Below are 17,408 nucleotides of genomic sequence, written 5' to 3' on the forward strand. Positions count from 1 at the left end.
ACCGGTGTGAGAGTCCAAACGCTTATTGGAGCGATAGCCATGCTACGTGGTATGTGTCCGCGAAGCCACCGAGCGGCGAGTGCTATCGACGGGACCGACATGACGATTACCTATATCGGCGGCGGGAGTCGCCAGTGGGCACCGAAGTTCGTTCGGGATATGGCCCTCTCCGAGCTCGACGGCGAGGTTCGGCTGTACGACGCGAACTATGAGGGCGCCGCGCTGAACGCGCGCTTCGGCAACTGGGTTCAGGACGAACACGAGACCAGCGGCGAGTGGACCTACGAGGCGGTCGACGCGCTCGACGCGGCGCTCGAGGGTGCCGACGCCGTGATCACATCCACGCAGTTCGATCCCACGGAGACGTTCGTCCACGATATCGATATTCCACAGAAGTACGGCATCCACGGCCCCGTCGCAGCGACTATCGGGCCCGGCGGGATCTTCCGAGCGATGCGCACGATCCCGCTGTACAGGGAGTTCGCTGCCGCGATTCGCGAGCACTGCCCGGACGCGTGGGTGTTCAACTTCACGAATCCCGTCCACTTCGTCACCCGCGCGCTCTACGACGAGTACCCCGATATCAACGCCGTCGGACTCTGTCACGAAGTAATGGGAACCCGATCGTACCTCGCATCGCTCGCGAGCGAGCAGCTGGACATGGAAGCGACCCGCGAGGACATCACCTGCAACGTGAAAGGAATAAATCACTTCACGTGGATCGACGAGGCTCGCTGTCAGGGAGTCGACCTCTGGCCGCTGTTCGAGGATTTCGTCGACGCCGAGGAAGCCAACCGAGTCTTCGAGCCGGCAGCCCTCGAGGACGAGTCCGTCTTCGTCGACAACCAGCAGGTAACGTGGGAACTGTTCCGACGCTTCGGGATCTTCCCCGCGGCCGGAGACCGCCACCTGGTCGAGTACGCGACGTGGTTCCTCAACGGGAGCGACGCCGACCTCGAGCGCTGGGGAATCACGTACACGGGAAGCGACTACCGATCGAAGCACTGGACGCCGGCCGAATCCGAGCAGACGACCGACGTGACGGCCTGGCTCGAGGGCGACCGCGAGTTCGAACTCGAGTCCTCCGAGGAAGTGTTCGCCGACATGCTCGAAGCGCTCGCAGGGGGAGAGTCGTTTACGACGAACGTCAACATGCCGAACGTCGGCCAGGTTTCTGACCTCGAGGACGGAGCTGTCGTCGAGACGAACGCACTCGTTCGAGAGAACGAGATCAGACCGCTCGCCGCCGGCGGCTTCCCGCGACAGGTGCGCTCGCTGATCACTACCCACGTCGATACGATCGAAACGATCGTCGAAGCCGCACGAACCGACGACGTCGACGAGGCGTTCGCCGGCTTCCTGCTCGACCCGCAGGTCCGGACGCTCCAGACGGAGCGAGCGCGCGAACTCTTCGCGGAACTGGTCGCTGCGGAGGAACGGTATCTCACGGACTGGGACCTCGACGGATCGGCGGTACTCTCGGAATCGTCGGCGTACGATAGTAGCCACTGAAACGATCACCCTGCGCGTCCACTGTTCCACGGCCGCGAGGTTCACGGTGTCGCACAAACCGGTTTGCCGCGGGAGCGTTGCTCTCGCCGGTCCGTTACTACTCCGTTCATGAAGACGCCGAAAATCTGCCCGCACCCTGTAGTCGCTTGCGGAAGTTACTCTTCCTGCGCGTCGACGGTCGCGACGGCCGCGAGGTTCACGATGTCCTTGACCTCGTCGCCTCGCTGCAGGACGTGGACCGGTTCGTCCATGCCGACGAGCATCGGGCCGATTGCGTCCGCGCCGCCGAGTCGCTGGAGCAGCTTGTAGCCGATGTTGCCCGCCTCGAGGTTCGGGAAGACGAGCACGTTCGCCGGCTTCTCGAGGTCGCTGAACTCGTAGGTCCCGGTCAGCATCTCCTCGACGACGGCGGTGTCGGCCTGCATCTCGCCGTCGACGGGGAAGTCGACGTCGGGGTCCTCGCGGAGGCGACGGGCCGCCTCGCGCGGTTTGCGGGTTCCCTCGTTGTCGACGCTGCCGAAGTCCGAGTACGAGAGCAGGGCTGCGCGGGGTTCGATGTCGAACCGACGCGCGAGGTCGGCGGTGTGGCGGGTGACCTCCTCGAGGACGTCCTCGTCGGGGGCCTGATTGACCGTCGCGTCGGCGACGAAGACGACGCGGTTCTTGAACGTGAGCATGTAGACGCCCGCGGCGTAGTTCGCGTCGTCGGCCGTGCCGATCACCTGCAGCGGCGGCCGCAGCGCCGACGGGTAGTGGTTCGTCAGCCCCGTGAGCATCGCGTCGGCGTCGCCGCGATCGACCATGACGCTACCGAAGTAGTTGGTATCATCGCGGATCATCGACTCGGCCTCGCGGCGGGTGATCCCGCTTCGCTTTCGGCGCTCGTGGAGGTGGTCGGCGTACGCCCCGTACTCGCCGCTTTCGGGATCGACGACGTCCGGTTCGAACTCAAGGCCGAGAGCCGTGACCGTGGCCCGAATGTCGTCCTCGTCGCCGATCAGGACCGGCTTCGCGATGTTTCGTTCGACGATTTGCGACGCCGCGCGGACGATCGTCTCATCAGTCCCCTCGGCCAGCGCGATCCGCTTCGGATCGGATTTCGCCTTGTTGATCACGACCCGCATCATCTCCCGGGACTTGCCCAGGCGCGCCTCGAGCGCTTCGACGTACTCGTCGACGTCGAGGTCGGCGCGGGCCGCGCCCGACTCGATCGCTGCCCGCGCGACTGCGGGAGCGACTTCGAAGAGGACGCGCGCGTCCAGCGGCTTCGGAATGATGTAGTCCGGCCCGAACTGCAGCGGCTGGTCGCCGTACGCCTTCACCACCGAGTCCGGGACGTCCTGTTTGGCCAGCTCGGCCAGCGCCGACGCCGCCGCGACCTTCATCTCCTCGTTGATCTCGGTCGCGCGGACGTCCAGCGCGCCGCGGAAGATGAAGGGGAACCCGAGCACATTGTTGACCTGATTGGGGTAGTCCGAGCGACCGGTGGCCATAATGACGGTATCGTCGCGGGCCGATTTGGCGTCCTCGTAGTCGATCTCCGGATCGGGGTTGGCCATCGCGAAGATGATCGGATCGTCTGCCATCGATCGGACCATCTCCTGGCTGACGATGCCGCCGGTCGAGAGGCCGACGAAGGCGTCCGCGCCGGCCATGGCGTCCGCGAGGGCTCCCTCGGGGCGATCCTGCGCGAACTCTCGGTTGTACTCGTTCAGGTCGCCGGATTCCGCCCGCCCCGTGGTCAGAATCCCGTCGATATCGCACATCGTAATGTTCTCCCGTTTGACGCCCAGCGAGACGTAGAACTTGGCCGTCGCGACCGCGGCCGCACCCGCGCCCGCGAACGTGACCTTGAGCGATTCGAGGTCCTTGCCGGAGATCTCGACGGCGTTGAGCAGCGCGGCACCGCTAATGATCGCGGTGCCGTGCTGGTCGTCGTGGAAGACGGGGATCGACAGGCGCTCGCGGAGGCGTTCCTCGATTTCGAAGCAGTGTGGAGCCGCGATGTCCTCGAGATTGATCCCGCCGAAGGTCGGCTCCATCGCCGCGACTGATTCGACGAACGCGTCCGGATCGTCGAGATCGAGTTCGATGTCGAAGACGTCGATATCGGCGAAGCGCTTGAACAGGACACCCTTCCCTTCCATAACCGGCTTTGAGGCCTGTGCGCCGATGTCGCCGAGTCCGAGCACGGCCGAGCCGTTCGAGACGACGCCGACGAGGTTGCCCTTCGTCGTGTACTGGTAGGCGTCGTCCGCGTCCGCGGCGATCTCTCGACACGGCGCGGCGACGCCCGGCGAGTACGCCAGCGAGAGGTCACGTTGCGTGTTCGTCGGTTTCGTCGTCGAAATCTCTATCTTCCCCGGTGGATCGGCACGGTGGTACTCGAGCGCGTCTTCGTCCATTGTTGTAGTCGTGTGTCGCCAGCGGACCGACAAAAGTGTACGCTTCTGATCGACCGGTTTGGGCCGGCAGAGCTCCGATCTATGCCGAAAATACGTTATCAATCCGCGGCATGACGCGGAACGTGACCGCAGTCCGCACACTGCCACGAACGCCGTTCGAACGAGAGCGAGCCCTCGCAATCGGGACATCGATACGTCTGTACCACTAGCTCTTCGGGAGCTGTCATAGCACCCCCTTTGGGGAGGGCCATGTTAAACTTACTCCCCGTCTGCCCGCGACGGACGTGAAACGAGATCGCCACGACGACGAACGGTGATTGGCGTTCGATCTCGCACGAAACGTCTGCCATCGCTCGCCGACTGGGAGCCGTCGTGGGTCAGCCGGTCGAATCGAGGCGACTGGCTCGAGCCGACCGGGTCGCGAACCGTTCGGTAATGGGAAACAAACGTTTTGGTCTCGCCGGTTTCACTGGCGAGCCAGTCGGCGGGGGCGGACACTGTCTGTCGGGAGCAGGTGTCCGACTCGCGGTGGTCGAACCGGTGACCTGCGACGCAGTCTTCGCCGCCACCCTGCTCGTTGAGAGGCCGGTCGCCGCTCGACGCCGAGAACTGGGCAATCGGATTGGAAGCCGAACGAATGCGACAACCCGTTCGGACACCGTGAACGCACCGTTCGTCAAGGCCAGCAGCAGATCGGACTCAGCATACAACCGTGCAAACGGAACTATTGCGTTCGAACGGTAAAAACGGCGGTTCGTCCGCCAACCGTCATAGAACCGTCTCGAAATAGAACCGCAACCGAACAAGCAAAATTACACCCCTATCCCTGTAATCTCAGGGAGCCAGCAAACCGCAGGGTGGCGAATAGGTTGTCACCGAATGACACGACCTCTGCTTCTCTCTCACGGGACTCATTTGACCGTTCCGACGAATCAGACTACAGTTGAGAAGTCAGCGCACACATACTGAGAGTACAATACGTGACAGTACTCCTCCTCTGTCGGACCGCTTCAATCCTGTCGCAACCGCACTCACACGTTTCATCGAAGCTCTCCAGCGTATAGTCATGTACGTGTGTTGTAAATAATCGGTCTCCGCTATGAAGGGTGTCTTATAGCAGCATAATTCGAACTGGTTTCGATGGAGAGATGCTACTTGAGTACGTCTGTGGCCGGTTGCGGTGCGGTAACCGCAACATTTGTACGATAGGCGTCAGTGAGTACCGGTATGACAGACGACTCGAGCGGCGGTCGTCGAACCAAGATCGAGCGGGTGATGGACGAGTACGACCTCGAGTCGTGGGGCGATCGCCTCGAGGCCGAGTGGATCGGCGACGGGACGGACCGAACGAGTCTCCGCGATCTCGCGACCGAGTTCAACAAGGCCGTCCTTCGAGCGGCCATCCGTGATGCGGGCGGATCGGTGCTCGATTCCGATATCGAAACCCTCTATCGAACGCTGACGGACGACGACGTATCGCGCTCCGACGCGGTCAGAAAGCGACGCGAACTGGAACGATCGGGAATCGACATCGACGACGTCCGCTCCGATTTCGTCACTCACCAGACGATCTATACGTATCTCACGAACGTCCGCGATGCGTCCCTCCCCGAAGAGGACACCGAAGACCGACTCGAGCGGAAGAAAGAGACCGTCCAGCGACTCGCCGGTCGAACGCAAGTCGTCACCGAATCCACGCTCGAGGAACTGGGGAACGCAGGGGAAATTACGGATCGAGAGTACGACGTGTTCGTCGATGTCCGCACCATCTGTGGGAACTGCGGAACCGACTATTCCGTCGCCGAGTTACTCGACCAGGGTGGCTGTGATTGTGACGTCACAGAGGGCGACAGTCGCCGCTAAACGTCGCTGCACGTCCGATCGTACGGCGACTGTGCGATCGGTGTGTCCGTCGTTTCAACTGAGGTTGTACGAAAGTGTCACGTCAAAAACCGGCCGTTACCGCATAGCATTTATAGCCATCGGCGTGAAACAACAATTATGTCATCTCCAGAGTCAGTTATTTCGTCGATCAGCGTTCTCGCGGAGAATATCGGCGGTATCGATCGCACCGAGGTAACGCTCGAACCCGGCGTAAACGTCCTGACCGGCCGGAACGCGACGAACCGAACCTCGTTCCTCCAGTCGATCATGGCGGCACTGGGCAGTCGGCACTCCTCGCTGAAAGGCGATGCGGACGCCGGACGCGCCGAACTGGAATTCGACGGGAATCAATACGACCGATACCTCGAGCGACGCAACGGCGAAGTGGTCTTCGACGGCGATCCCTATCTCGACGATCCGGAACTCGCGGATCTCTTCGCCTTCCTGCTCGAGTCCAACGAGGCGCGTCAGGCCGTGCGACGCGGTGACGACCTCCGCGAACTCATCATGCGTCCGATCGATACGGACGAGATCGAAGCCGAAATCTCCACTCTCGAGGCCGAAAAACGCGACCTCGACGATCGTCTCGAGCGGCTCTCGCAGCTCGATTCTGAACTCCCCGGGCTCGAGGCGAAGAAACGAGAACTCGAAGCCGAGATCGAATCGATGACCGAGCAAATCGCCGACCTCGAAGCCAACCTCGAGGCGTTCGATCTCGACGTCGAGGCGAGTCGCGACCGGAAAGAAGAGATCGAGTCGGCGTTTGCGGATCTCCAGGCGGCGCGGACCGAACTCGAGTCCATCGAGTACGATCTCGAAACGGAACGGGAGAGCTACGCCGAACTCGAGCGGGAACGCGACGAACTAGTGGCAGAACTCGAGGCATTCGACGACGATCACGAGTCGCCAGATCGGCTCGAAGGGCGAATCCAGGAGCTTCGCGCCCGGAAGCGGTCGCTCGATTCGACCGTGAGCGAACTCCAGAGCGTGATCCGATTCAACGAGGAACGGCTCGATGGCGACGGGTTCGAGCTGGATCTCGAGGACCCGGTCGAGTCGGCGGACGATGGCGACGGCGACATCACCGAACAGCTGCTCGCGGACGACGACGTCGTCTGCTGGACGTGTGGCTCGCAGGTCGGCCGCGACCGGATCGAATCGACGCTCGAGCGATTGCGATCGCTCCGTCAGGACCAGCTCGACGAACGGAGCGAGCTGCAAGCACAGATCGACGACCTCTCCTCGCGTCGGAAGGAGCTTCGCGAGCGAACGCAGCGACGCGGTGAGATCGAAACGCGACTGTCGGCGATCGACGATCAACTCGAGCGCCGAGAAGAGCGTATCGAGGAACTCGAGGCCGAACTCGCGGACCAACAGGACCGGATCGACGACCTCGAGTCAGAGGCCGAAACGTTCGAGAACGCGGAGTACGGCGAGGTTATCGAGACCCACCGCGAACTGAACCGGCTCGAACTCGAACGGGAGAATCTCGAGGACGAACGCGACGACGTCCAAGCCCGAATCGAGGAGATCGAGGGGACGATCGAGGAGCGCAGCGAACTCGAAGAGCGCCGCGAGCGCGTCGAAGACGAACTGACGGATCTCAGGACTCGCGTCGACCGGATCGAAGAAAACGCCGTCGACGCGTTCAACGAGCACATGCAGTCGATTCTGTCGCTTCTCGAATACAGGAATATCGATCGCATCTGGATCGACCGTCGTGAGAAAACGGTCCGGGAGGGCCGGCGGAAGGTCACGCGGACCGCGTTCGACCTGCACATCGTCCGCTCGACCGCCGACGGAACGACGTACGAGGACACCATCGATCACCTCTCGGAGAGCGAGCGCGAGGTCACCGGACTCGTCTTTGCACTCGCGGGCTATCTGGTTCACGACGTCTACGAAATCGTTCCGTTCATGCTGCTGGATTCGCTCGAGGCGATCGACTCGAACCGGATCGCCGACCTCGTCGAATACTTCGAGGATCACGTCGACTGTCTCGTCGTCGCCTTGCTCCGCGAGGACGCCGAAGCACTCTCGGACGAGTACGCGTACGTTCAGGAGATATAGACCGCTGTGCACGGTGGAGGCAGAATGTCTGTCTCAATCCGTCCAATACATTCTGAGATGCAGATAATATCCTGTTCACATCATCTCTGTTATAGTACTTCGAGCGGAACGATTCCGGAGAAACTCCTTCGGATCGTCTGATCGAAACCGTCAGTATGGAATCGCTCGCAGGTGGAATTAATCCGTCGACGGTATGCTCTCGATGAACTGAGTGAGCTCTATGGTTTCTTCACCTTCTGTCTAGTTAGAGAGGCCGAGCCCACGACAGTACTGTAGCGAAGAATGTTCGTACAACGGAGACAGATAGTCTACGTATCACTGTCATTGTGCAGAGATGTGGTTGATGAAGCACTGGCTAGTTCAGCACCTCCTCAGCCGGCATTCGTCCATTGAGCGCTTGATTCGGTCGATCGTGGTTATAATGGTGTCTGAAACGTTTCAGCCAGCGGCGTGCGCTGGCTGGACTGCCCCGCCAGGACGAGTGAAAGCGGTCGATCCTCATTGAGACAGTCTGAAACCACTTTTCGACGTGGTTTCGATCGCTGTAGTTGAGCTGACCGCTCAATTCATGACGAGCGAGGGCAGTCAGATAGCCGCCAGCATCTACGAGAAACTCTGTCTCGACAATATCGTGTTTCTCGATGAGTCGGTGCAGGAACGCCGCCGCGGGGTCAGTCTCGCGGCGGCTGAACACGTCGATTTCGAGTAGTAGCTTTGATTCTGTGTCGATCGCGGCGTACAACCACTTCTTTTCGCCGTCTACCTCGATCTGTTTCTCGTCGACCGCGACCCGCGACGGTTGCGCCGTCCTCAGAACGCGAAGCGTTCTGATGGGCCGCACGAGAGCTTTGCTCTCGTGGACGTCGGCGGGTCGCTCTGGGCCTCCGACAGTTTGTGCGTCCAGTTCCAAATTGCGCCGTGCGAACGGTCAATACCAAGTAATTCGAGCACTGCGACGACCTCCCGAACTGACAACCCTATCGAATGCAATCGCACCCCGAACACCCTGACGGGCGTCGGGGTGCGCTCGTTCTCCCAAACCTCATCACAGTCTACGTCTAAGGTCTCTCTGAGCAGGTTGGCGAACTGCATGGACACTTCTCGCCACCACCTGCTCGTTCGTCAAACTCTCATCTAGACAGTGCCAAATATGTCATGTATTTATTATCTAGTTCAAGGTGGTCGCATGTGCCCAACCGGTCGGCCCATCGTCGAACTCAACCTTCACCCAAGTCTCGTACTGCGTAGTCCAGGTCTCGACAACAGTCCCTACCATATTTCGGTGTACTCGTTCATCGACATGATCCCAGTTATCGGCGGGAGGATTCTTGAACAACCTCATAGTGGATCCACAGTCCAGACACGGCCATGCTGCCACGGTTTCACCAGTCTGATAATCTGTTTGGTCTGGAGAAGCGGAAGCGTTTCCGGAAATACCTGCGATACCAGCAACACTAGCTAATCCGACACTAGCCTTTCGAAGAACATTTCGCCGATCTACATCCGAATCATCATCGGCCATTGCGATTGGATATTATTAGCGGCCTTATTTATATTTTATTGTTAATCAATAACGTACTATTATTAACCAATACCGAGATTTTTGATTAAGACTTAGATATGACCGAAATCTACACGCGCACAGTCTAGTTGAGCCAGTTTGAAAATCAAGCAGGCCATTGAGTGAATTGGCTAAGATGTTCGCAGACCTGCTCAGCGAGAGCAATGAGACGGATTTAGAAGAATCTTGGGGGAAAGAGCGAATGGTGACGCCCGTCAAGGCGTTCGCAGTCCGTCTTCATCAGACCGGTTGTTTGCTTCGGGAGACAACGACGATTCTTGCTGAATTAGGCGTTGAAAGCTCTCACGGAGGTTCGGAACTGGATACATCGGTTGGCTGACAGCGGGCGCGATCCGCCGACGGCATCGCCGTGGGCCGATCGCTGTCGACGAGATCGCTGTCAAGACCAACGGCGAGTGGTTTTGGTTGTATGCTGCAATAGACCTCGGGACAAGTTTCTTGTCGATCAATCCGCCTATCGGACTCCCCTCTCGGTTAGGATTGAGCGGACAGGTCAACTTTGCCGTCCGAAGCCTAATCGAAAAGTGGTATCACACCCTCAAAATGTGTCTCGACGGCTTCCATAATTCGTGGGTGGGCAGTCGGTCGAGCGTACGAGAGTGAATTGAACGGTTTGTACATTACTACAACTACCAAAGACCACATCAATCTCTCGACGAAAACGTGCCAGTCAAGGGGTGTAGAACTAGACAATGCCTTGATGACTGTCTGTCTCTTCTCGAGCCAGTCTCCGAATCCGACATGAAAAATCGGGTCGATATATGTCGTACACTGCGACTATCGCGACCTATCGGTTCCGTTCACTGCCTGTATTGGCGATTGGGTACCGCGAGGGGTTGCATTTGCAGTTGTAAGATACAATATCGTCGTCGTCCTGTTTGTCGTGTCATCATGAGCGATCACGAAACGGAGCCGGTTCAGGACGATGCCGACGGTGAAATGACCGAACAGAAACGCGCTCACGTCGCCCAGTCTATTGGTCGCGGCGAACGACTGGCCACAACTGCCGTCGGCGGCGTGTTGCTGGCTGCCGGTCTCAGACGTCGATCGCTCAGTGGCGGAGCGATGGCAGTCGGCGGCGGCTGGCTCGTCGCTCGAGGCCTCAGCGGGACGGGTCGTCCCCTCCGGACGCTCGGTTCGGCAGCCACTGGAGAGCGGGATGAAGCGGCCCCCACCGATGGTACAGAACCGCTGACGGTCGACCGGGTGATCACGGTCGGCGTCCCTGCGGACGAACTCACAGCGTACTGGCGCGACCCCGAGCAGTTGACGCGGATCATGGGCCCCGTCGCGGAGGTGACGGGGGCCGGCGAGGACCGCCACCACTGGGAACTACAGCCGCCGCGGGGACCGAGCCTCTCCTGGGAGACGGAAATCGTGGATGACCGGCCCGGAGAACGCCTGCGATGGGAGTCGCTCGAGGGGGCGACGATCCCCACCGGGGGCGAAGTGCGCTTTCGACCGGCACCGGGGGATCGAGGGACGGAGGTGACGCTCCGGTTGCAGTTCGATCCGCCCGGCGGCAAACTGGGGGCTGCAGTGGTGCAGCGACTGGGGATCGTTCCGAAGACAATCGCGGAAACGGCGCTGCGTCGATTCAAGAGTCTCGCCGAAACGGGCGAGATCCCGTCGACTGAGGCCAATCCATCCGCGCGCGGGAGCGGTGATCTCGTGTGAAAACTGGCTACTGACACGACGGAACTTCCCGCGTGTTTCACCGCCCCGGTCGATAATCGGTGGTGGCGACCAGCGGTGACGCCACGAGACGGACGACTGCCTGTTATTCGGACTGCAAATCGGGGGTCGACGACGGGCTTTCCTCGACCGGTGTCATGTTCTCGAGGAGGGAGTCACCGAGTACGAGTACGAGAAGCGCGCCGACGAGATCGAACACGAGGTCGAAGAGCGTGTCGGTCTTCCCGTAGGAGACGAGGACGGGCTCGAGTCCGAGGCGAGTGGCCGTCGCGTGGATACCGTACTCGGCGAGTTCCCACAGCACTCCGGCACAGGCAACGACGGCGACGACTCGAGGACGGGGATCGCGGCCCCGTCGGCGGGCCGCGGCGAAGGTTACGCCGCCGAGCAGCGTCGCCGAGTGCGTGTGGGTCATATGGTCCCACCACCAGACATCATCGTACGGCCCCAGCATCCCGACGGCGTGGGTGAGCATCGCCGTACTCAGATACGCGCGTTGCCACGGTCTGAACGTCACGTCGTACCGGTGTTCCACGGCTCCGGGCAGGTACGTCGCCGCGAGCGCGACGATAGCGTTGCAGACCGCTCCCGGATCCCGCTGGCGGACGCCGACGACGAAGACGGCGAGGATCGCACACCGGATACCGCGTTCGGCCTCCCTGGATACCGTCGTCTGCATGCGTTTGGTGGCAACTTGCAGCCGAGACGCATAACGATACTGAACGAAGACGAGGTCGCGGCTTCCGACGGTCAGTGGTCACGACCGTCGCGGCTGACAGTTATTTGCCGCGCTCGAGCCCGTACCGAGCGGGCAACACAGCCAGGAGGCGATCCGGGAGCGTCCGGACGAGATATCCCGTGATGACTACTTCCGCGATCGTCGGGAGCAGCCGTCGGACGGCTGTGTACACGACCGCGACGACTACGGCGGCGGCGACGATCGCCCGGAGAACGCCGTCGAGAGCGAGCAGGAGGGGGACAGCAATGACTGCGGAGAGCAGCAAGTCTTCGGGCGCACCGTCGTACCGAATCCAGCGACGCGGCGCGAGCCACCGCCCGCGATGGTGGTCGTAGACGGCGCGACTCGAGGTCGCCTCCCACGGCCGCAGTTCCAACCCGCCGCCGAAGACGTCCATGACGCTGTGGACGGCCGCGCCGAGCAACAGGAACGTCGCGGCGACCATCGCCGCCGTCGGGACGAGCACCGCGACCGGGGCTGCTACGAGGGCGAGTGCCGAATAGTAGACGGGATAGTGGAGTGTCTTCCGGTGGCCAACGTACATATCCAGATCCGGGAGGATACCACCGAGCAAGCCTGCGGTGAGCGCGATATCGGCGAACTCGGGGGCGATGACGGAAACGGGGAGGGCAAGCGCCAGCCCGATGAGCGCGTGCGTTGGCAGCATCATTGTGTTGTACTCCAGGCAACACAGCCGTTTGAAGATGTCGGTCACTGGCGTCGACGTCAGAAACCCCTGACCGTCGAATACCGCGCTTTCGAGCTCTCAATTATCAGCTCCTCAGGAGTGCCCGAGCCATCGTACCGGCTTTTCCGTGACAGCTACTCCGACAGTTCGTCGGAAAACGGCAACCCGCGATCGTCGAGGGCGACCTTTGATGAGGATCGATGCAGAACCGCAACGTGATGGCCACCGACGATCGATACAAACTATTAGGCGTCTACCTGTCGGAGGACGTCTTCGACGCACTCGACGACTTCCTGTACGAAACCGCCGGTGTCGTCGACTACGAGGAGTACTTCGATTCGTCCGCCTCGACGATCCCCGCGGGCGATCCGGGTGCCGATGCGACCGATAGACTCCTCTCGGCGGTCGTCACGGACTTCGCCGATCTGTACGACGAGGCAGCTTTCGACGCCGCTCGAGGCGTCGATCCCGACGCGTTCGTCCTCACCCAGCTGGCAGCCGAGCCCCAAACGATAACTAACGCCCGCGAACGGTTTCAGGCGGCCGCCACGATCCGAGAGGCAGACCTCCGAACGGTTCACACCGCGATTCTCTCGGCGTTTCTCTCGCGAGAACCCGAACTCGAAACGCGGTAACGCTCCGCGCTGGCGGGACTCTATCGGTGAGTCAGCAGTCCCGTCGATCGACACTAGTCACCTAGTGGTCGACGGATTCGGCCCTCGTGGTCGCTGGCATCCTGTTCGTCTCGGTCTGCTCAGTGCACTCGTGCTCGAGGTCGCAGTTGCCCCACTGAGCCAGTATTGCATGGAACACACGTCGCGTTCGAATGGGCCGAACGGCCGTCGCTGGTACTACGAATGGGGGCGTATGTTTCAGTTACCGAGTCACTCAGCACGAAGCGAATTGATCGTTGCGGCGGAACGGTCGATTCAGGGAGTTCGATCGCTCGAGAGACGGCTCTAGCGATCGGTGAGTGGGCCGAGTCGTGGGAAACTCCGGACGCTTCGAATCCCGAGCGACGAGACGCCGTACCGACGGGGACGCCCATCGACAGAAACGGTTCGTAGCGCGGTGTTCTCGTCTCAGATCGGCTAGCGGCCGGCTTCGAAAGGACTGCTGTTGCACTCGTGTAGAGAGCAGATAGTTCCGTGTTGTGGTGAAACTACCAGTAACGGTCGGCCGTTCGATCCGTGATAATCGGTCGCCGATCGGGGTGGTTTTTCGTACACTGTCGTCTCTCGTTCGACAGTGAGAGAGTCCTCGAGGAAGTGATCGACGTCAGCGGTAGCGGTTCTATCGATGTTTGCGGTTTGCCGTGCCAAGTAGTACTGACATCGTCGTCTCGCACCATGACAGGAAGTGTTTTTCGACTGTCTCGTATATGTAAGATACGCAGAAAATGGCTGAACGCTGGATTGGTGGTACGCAGACTGAACAAATTGTACGAGTGAAATAACGAATACCTGAACGCTGTGACGATAGTGCTGTGTTCGACTCATGGAGAAGGTGACCGACGTTCATCGAGATTTCTCGGCTGTACTCGCAGTCACCGGTCGATTCTCCGGTCATCGAAACGAGGGAGCGACGGGCCGAGGAGTACGCGATCGGTCCGCGGAGTGGTGTCAGTCCCGGATGAGCGTCGGACGCGACGACCGCCCGATTCTACTGGGGGGTTGGACCGATGTATAGGCAACAGACGGTCGGCGTCGTCGTTCCGGCGTACAACGAGGAAGGGTTCGTCGGCGAAGTCCTCGAGACGATGCCCGAGTACGTCGACCGGATTTACGCCGTAGACGATACGTCGTCCGACGGGACGTGGGAAGAGATCCGTCGGACGGCGGCGAAACTGAACGAGAAGGCGCGAGCCGACGAAACACCACCCGTCACGGCGGACGGAGAGCTGGCGAGACGACGCGACGACGAGGCGACCACTGCCGCGACCGACGGCGGACCGGTGTTCGACCGTCGTGTCGTTCCGATCCGTCACGAGACGAATCGAGGCGTCGGCGGCGCGATCAAGACGGGCTACCTCGAGGCGCTCGAGGACAAGATCGATATCACGGCGGTGATGGGCGGCGACGGCCAGATGGATCCCGACATCCTGCCGCGGTTTCTCGATCCGATCGTCGAAGGCGAGGCCGATTACACGAAGGGCAATCGGCTCCTCCACCAGGAGTACCGCCAGGGAATGTCGCGGTGGCGGTTCTTCGGAAACTCGATCCTGACGTTCCTCACGAAGATTGCCTCCGGCTACTGGAAGACGATGGATCCCCAGAACGGGTATACGGCCATCTCCTATCACGCGCTCGAGACCGTCGGGGTCGAAGAGATGTACGAGTACTACGGCTACTGTAACGACCTCCTCGTGAAACTCAACGCCCGCGGGATGCGGGTCGCGGACGTCGCGATGCCAGCCGTCTACGGCGACGAGGAATCGAGTATCGAGTATCCGACGTACATCCGGAAAGTGTCGGGAATGCTGCTCCAGAACTTCTTCTGGCGGCTCAAGACCCGATATCTCGTTCTCGATTTCCATCCGCTCGCGTTGTTCTACCTCTTCGGTGCGTCGACCTGTGGCGTCGCCGTCGCCGGCCTCCTGTGGTCGCTGTACGCCTGGTTGATGCTCGCGTATCCGCTCTTCGTCCGCGGCTCGCTGAGCCTCCTCCTGTTTATCACCGGGAGCCTGTTCGTGCTGTTCGCGATGCTGTTCGACATGCAGGTCAACGAGTCCCGAGAGGTCCAGCTCCATGACTGATCGCGACCGCGTCGTGGTTACGATCCAGCACCCGGCTCACGTCCACTTCTTCAGGAACGCCATCGCGGTCCTCGAGGAACGCGGCTACGACGTATCCGTCTTCGCCCGCGACAAGGACGTGACCTGTGAGCTCCTCGAGGCCTACGGGATCGAGCACGAGGTGCTGGCGGGGACCGCCGACTCGCCGCTCGAACTCGCGAAAGTGCAGGCGGTCTACGAGTACCGGATCCTGAAACGCGTTCGGCGACTCGAGCCCGACGCGCTGCTCGCAATCGGCGAACCGGCGGTCGCACACGCGTCCTCGTTCGTCGACGGATACAGCGTGCTGTTTACCGACACCGAACACGCGACCCTGCAGAACGCGCTCGCGTTCCCGTTCGCCGACCTCGTCTGTACGCCGCGAGCGTTCCGGGACGATCTCGGGGCCGCTCAGTACGTCTACGACGGCTATCACGAACTGGCGTACCTCCCCCCGGACCGATTCACGCCTGATCCAACGGTGCTCACCGAACTCGAGGCACGGCCGAACGCTCCCGCGGCCGCCCCCGGGTCCGCTACTGGGTCAGCTTCCGAGGCTGCCTCTGGGACAGCCGCTGAGGCCGATTCGGGGACCGCGACCGACGGCGCTGGTGACGACTCGCTGGTCGTCCTCCGTCTGGTGTCGTGGAATGCCGCCCACGACTTCGGACGGCACGGCATGGACGGAATCGAACACCTCGTCACCGAACTCGAGCGCGCCGGCGCGACCGTCCTCGTGTCGGCCGAGGGCGACCTTCCGCCGGCGGTAGCCGATCGGCAGTTCGACCTGCCGCCCGAGCGGATGCACGACCTGCTCGCTCGCGCCGATCTGTTCCTGGGCGAGAGCGCCACGATGGCCATCGAGAGCGCCGTCCTCGGAACGCCATCGCTGTACGTGTCGGATCTCGACGCGGGCGTTCTCGAAGAACTCGAAACGCGGTACGGACTGTTACAGCGGCGCTCACGGGATGTCGGCCCTGACGCGATCGCCGACGCCGCTCGAGCGCTGCTGGCGACCGACCCGTCGACGTGGGACCGACGCCGGCAGCGACTCCTCGAGGAGACCGTCGACACCACGGCGTTCGTCGTCGACACCGTCGAGCAGGTGACCGGTCGATGATGGCGGCTCAGTCGTTCGATAGCGGCGAGTACGAGTTCGCGCTCTGTCTGACCCACGACGTCGATCGGGTGTACAAAACGTTTCAGGCGCCGTACTACGCCGTCACCGAACGCGATCCGTCCCACCTGAAATCGCTCGTGACCGACGAGCGGCCGTACTGGAAGTTCGAGGAGCTCATGGCGCTCGAGGATGAACTCGACGTCCGGTCGGCGTGGTACTTCCTCGACGAGAAACGGATCTGGGAGCAGGCGCCGGCCGACTGGCTCGATCCCCGCAGCTGGATGCTGTACACCGGCCGCTACGACGTCCGCGATCCGGAGATCGTCGACGTCATCCGGACGCTCGACGACGGCGGCTGGGAGGTGGGCCTGCACGGCTCCTACGACTCGTACGACGACCGGAAGCGACTCCGAGACGAGAAGGACACGCTCGAGGACGTGCTCGGACGGCCCATTCGGGGGGGCAGACAGCACTATCTCAACACGACCCAGCCCGACACGTGGGAACACCACCGATCGATCGGGCTGCAGTACGACGCCAGCTACAGGGCGAGCCCGACGTACGGGTTCGACGGCCAGTACGACGTCCTCCGCCCGTTCGACGACAACTTCGTCGTGTTCCCGCTCACGATGATGGAGATCGATCTGCGCTCGAACACGCCCTCGCTCGATGCGGCGTGGCGCGAGTGTCGTCGGCTGCTCGCGGAAGCCAGGGAACACGACGCGGTCATGACCGTCCTCTGGCACCCGCGGTACTTCAATTCGGACGAGTTTGAGGGATATCGGACGCTCTACGAACGGACGATCCGAGAAGCGAAGGCGATGGGCGGGTGGGTCGGGCCGCCCGGCGAGTGTTACGAACAGTTCGTGACGGCGACGCCGCGATAGGCAGTCTCGAGGGACGACCAGTTAGTCTCCGAGTGGCCGTCTCACGGCGAGGC

11 protein-coding genes and 2 pseudogenes are annotated in these 17,408 nt (G+C 61.5%); 9 read left to right on the plus strand and 4 right to left on the minus strand.

Annotated elements, in window-relative coordinates:
- The first annotated feature begins 51 nt into the window (after window positions 1-51).
- Window positions 52-1,512 carry a family 4 glycosyl hydrolase gene (locus tag HYG81_RS20315; RefSeq protein WP_180841522.1) on the plus strand — a complete coding sequence of 487 codons (1,461 nt, stop codon included), beginning with the start codon at window positions 52-54 and terminating at the stop codon, window positions 1,510-1,512.
- A gap of 155 nt (window positions 1,513-1,667) precedes the next feature.
- Here HYG81_RS20315 and HYG81_RS20320 read toward each other — a convergent pair whose 3' ends face one another.
- The gene (locus HYG81_RS20320; RefSeq protein ID WP_180841523.1) at window positions 1,668-3,917 is read right to left on the minus strand and encodes an NADP-dependent malic enzyme; all 2,250 of its coding nucleotides are present in this window, start codon (window positions 3,915-3,917) and stop codon (window positions 1,668-1,670) included.
- Between the two features lie 1,227 nt (window positions 3,918-5,144).
- Here HYG81_RS20320 and rdfA point away from each other — a divergent pair.
- Entirely contained in the window at window positions 5,145-5,780 is a 636-nt protein-coding gene (gene rdfA, locus HYG81_RS20325; RefSeq protein ID WP_180841524.1) for a rod-determining factor RdfA, read from the plus strand.
- A gap of 138 nt (window positions 5,781-5,918) precedes the next feature.
- Complete coding sequence (locus HYG81_RS20330; protein ID WP_180841525.1) at window positions 5,919-7,871, plus strand: archaea-specific SMC-related protein; 1,953 nt, start codon at window positions 5,919-5,921, stop codon at window positions 7,869-7,871.
- A 355-nt stretch (window positions 7,872-8,226) separates the two neighbouring features.
- Here HYG81_RS20330 and HYG81_RS20335 read toward each other — a convergent pair.
- A pseudogene (locus HYG81_RS20335) lies at window positions 8,227-8,963 on the minus strand (IS6 family transposase).
- Window positions 8,964-9,568: 605 nt separating this feature from the next.
- Between HYG81_RS20335 and HYG81_RS20340 the strand changes: the two are divergent.
- Both HYG81_RS20340 and HYG81_RS20345 read left to right on the plus strand, forming a co-directional pair.
- Window positions 9,569-10,128, plus strand: a pseudogene (locus HYG81_RS20340) (integrase core domain-containing protein); the annotation flags it as partial.
- Window positions 10,129-10,344: 216 nt separating this feature from the next.
- Entirely contained in the window at window positions 10,345-11,130 is a 786-nt protein-coding gene (locus tag HYG81_RS20345; RefSeq protein WP_180841526.1) for an SRPBCC family protein, read from the plus strand.
- Between the two features lie 103 nt (window positions 11,131-11,233).
- Here HYG81_RS20345 and HYG81_RS20350 read toward each other — a convergent pair whose 3' ends face one another.
- Both HYG81_RS20350 and HYG81_RS20355 read right to left on the minus strand, forming a co-directional pair.
- Window positions 11,234-11,827, minus strand: coding sequence for a DUF2238 domain-containing protein (locus tag HYG81_RS20350; protein ID WP_180841527.1), 594 nt, complete (start codon window positions 11,825-11,827; stop codon window positions 11,234-11,236).
- Between the two features lie 100 nt (window positions 11,828-11,927).
- Entirely contained in the window at window positions 11,928-12,557 is a 630-nt protein-coding gene (locus HYG81_RS20355) for a metal-dependent hydrolase (protein WP_180841528.1), read from the minus strand.
- A 236-nt stretch (window positions 12,558-12,793) separates the two neighbouring features.
- On the opposite strand from HYG81_RS20355, the gene HYG81_RS20360 reads away from it, so the two are divergent.
- The 4 genes from HYG81_RS20360 (at window position 12,794) to HYG81_RS20375 (ending at window position 17,355) form a co-directional block, all read left to right on the plus strand.
- Complete coding sequence (locus HYG81_RS20360) at window positions 12,794-13,210, plus strand: hypothetical protein (RefSeq protein WP_180842942.1); 417 nt, start codon at window positions 12,794-12,796, stop codon at window positions 13,208-13,210.
- A 1,046-nt stretch (window positions 13,211-14,256) separates the two neighbouring features.
- The gene (locus HYG81_RS20365; RefSeq protein WP_180841529.1) at window positions 14,257-15,330 is read left to right on the plus strand and encodes a glycosyltransferase family 2 protein; all 1,074 of its coding nucleotides are present in this window, start codon (window positions 14,257-14,259) and stop codon (window positions 15,328-15,330) included.
- Entirely contained in the window at window positions 15,323-16,468 is a 1,146-nt protein-coding gene (locus tag HYG81_RS20370; RefSeq protein ID WP_180841530.1) for a DUF354 domain-containing protein, read from the plus strand. The genes HYG81_RS20365 and HYG81_RS20370 overlap by 8 nt, the downstream gene beginning before the upstream one ends.
- Window positions 16,465-17,355: a polysaccharide deacetylase family protein gene (locus HYG81_RS20375; protein ID WP_180841531.1), complete on the plus strand. Its 891-nt coding sequence runs from the start codon at window positions 16,465-16,467 to the stop codon at window positions 17,353-17,355. Before HYG81_RS20370 ends, HYG81_RS20375 begins: the two co-directional genes overlap by 4 nt.
- Window positions 17,356-17,408: the final 53 nt, after the last annotated feature.

It is taken from the genome of Natrinema zhouii (assembly GCF_013456555.2).
GTDB classification, from domain to species: domain Archaea; phylum Halobacteriota; class Halobacteria; order Halobacteriales; family Natrialbaceae; genus Natrinema; species Natrinema zhouii.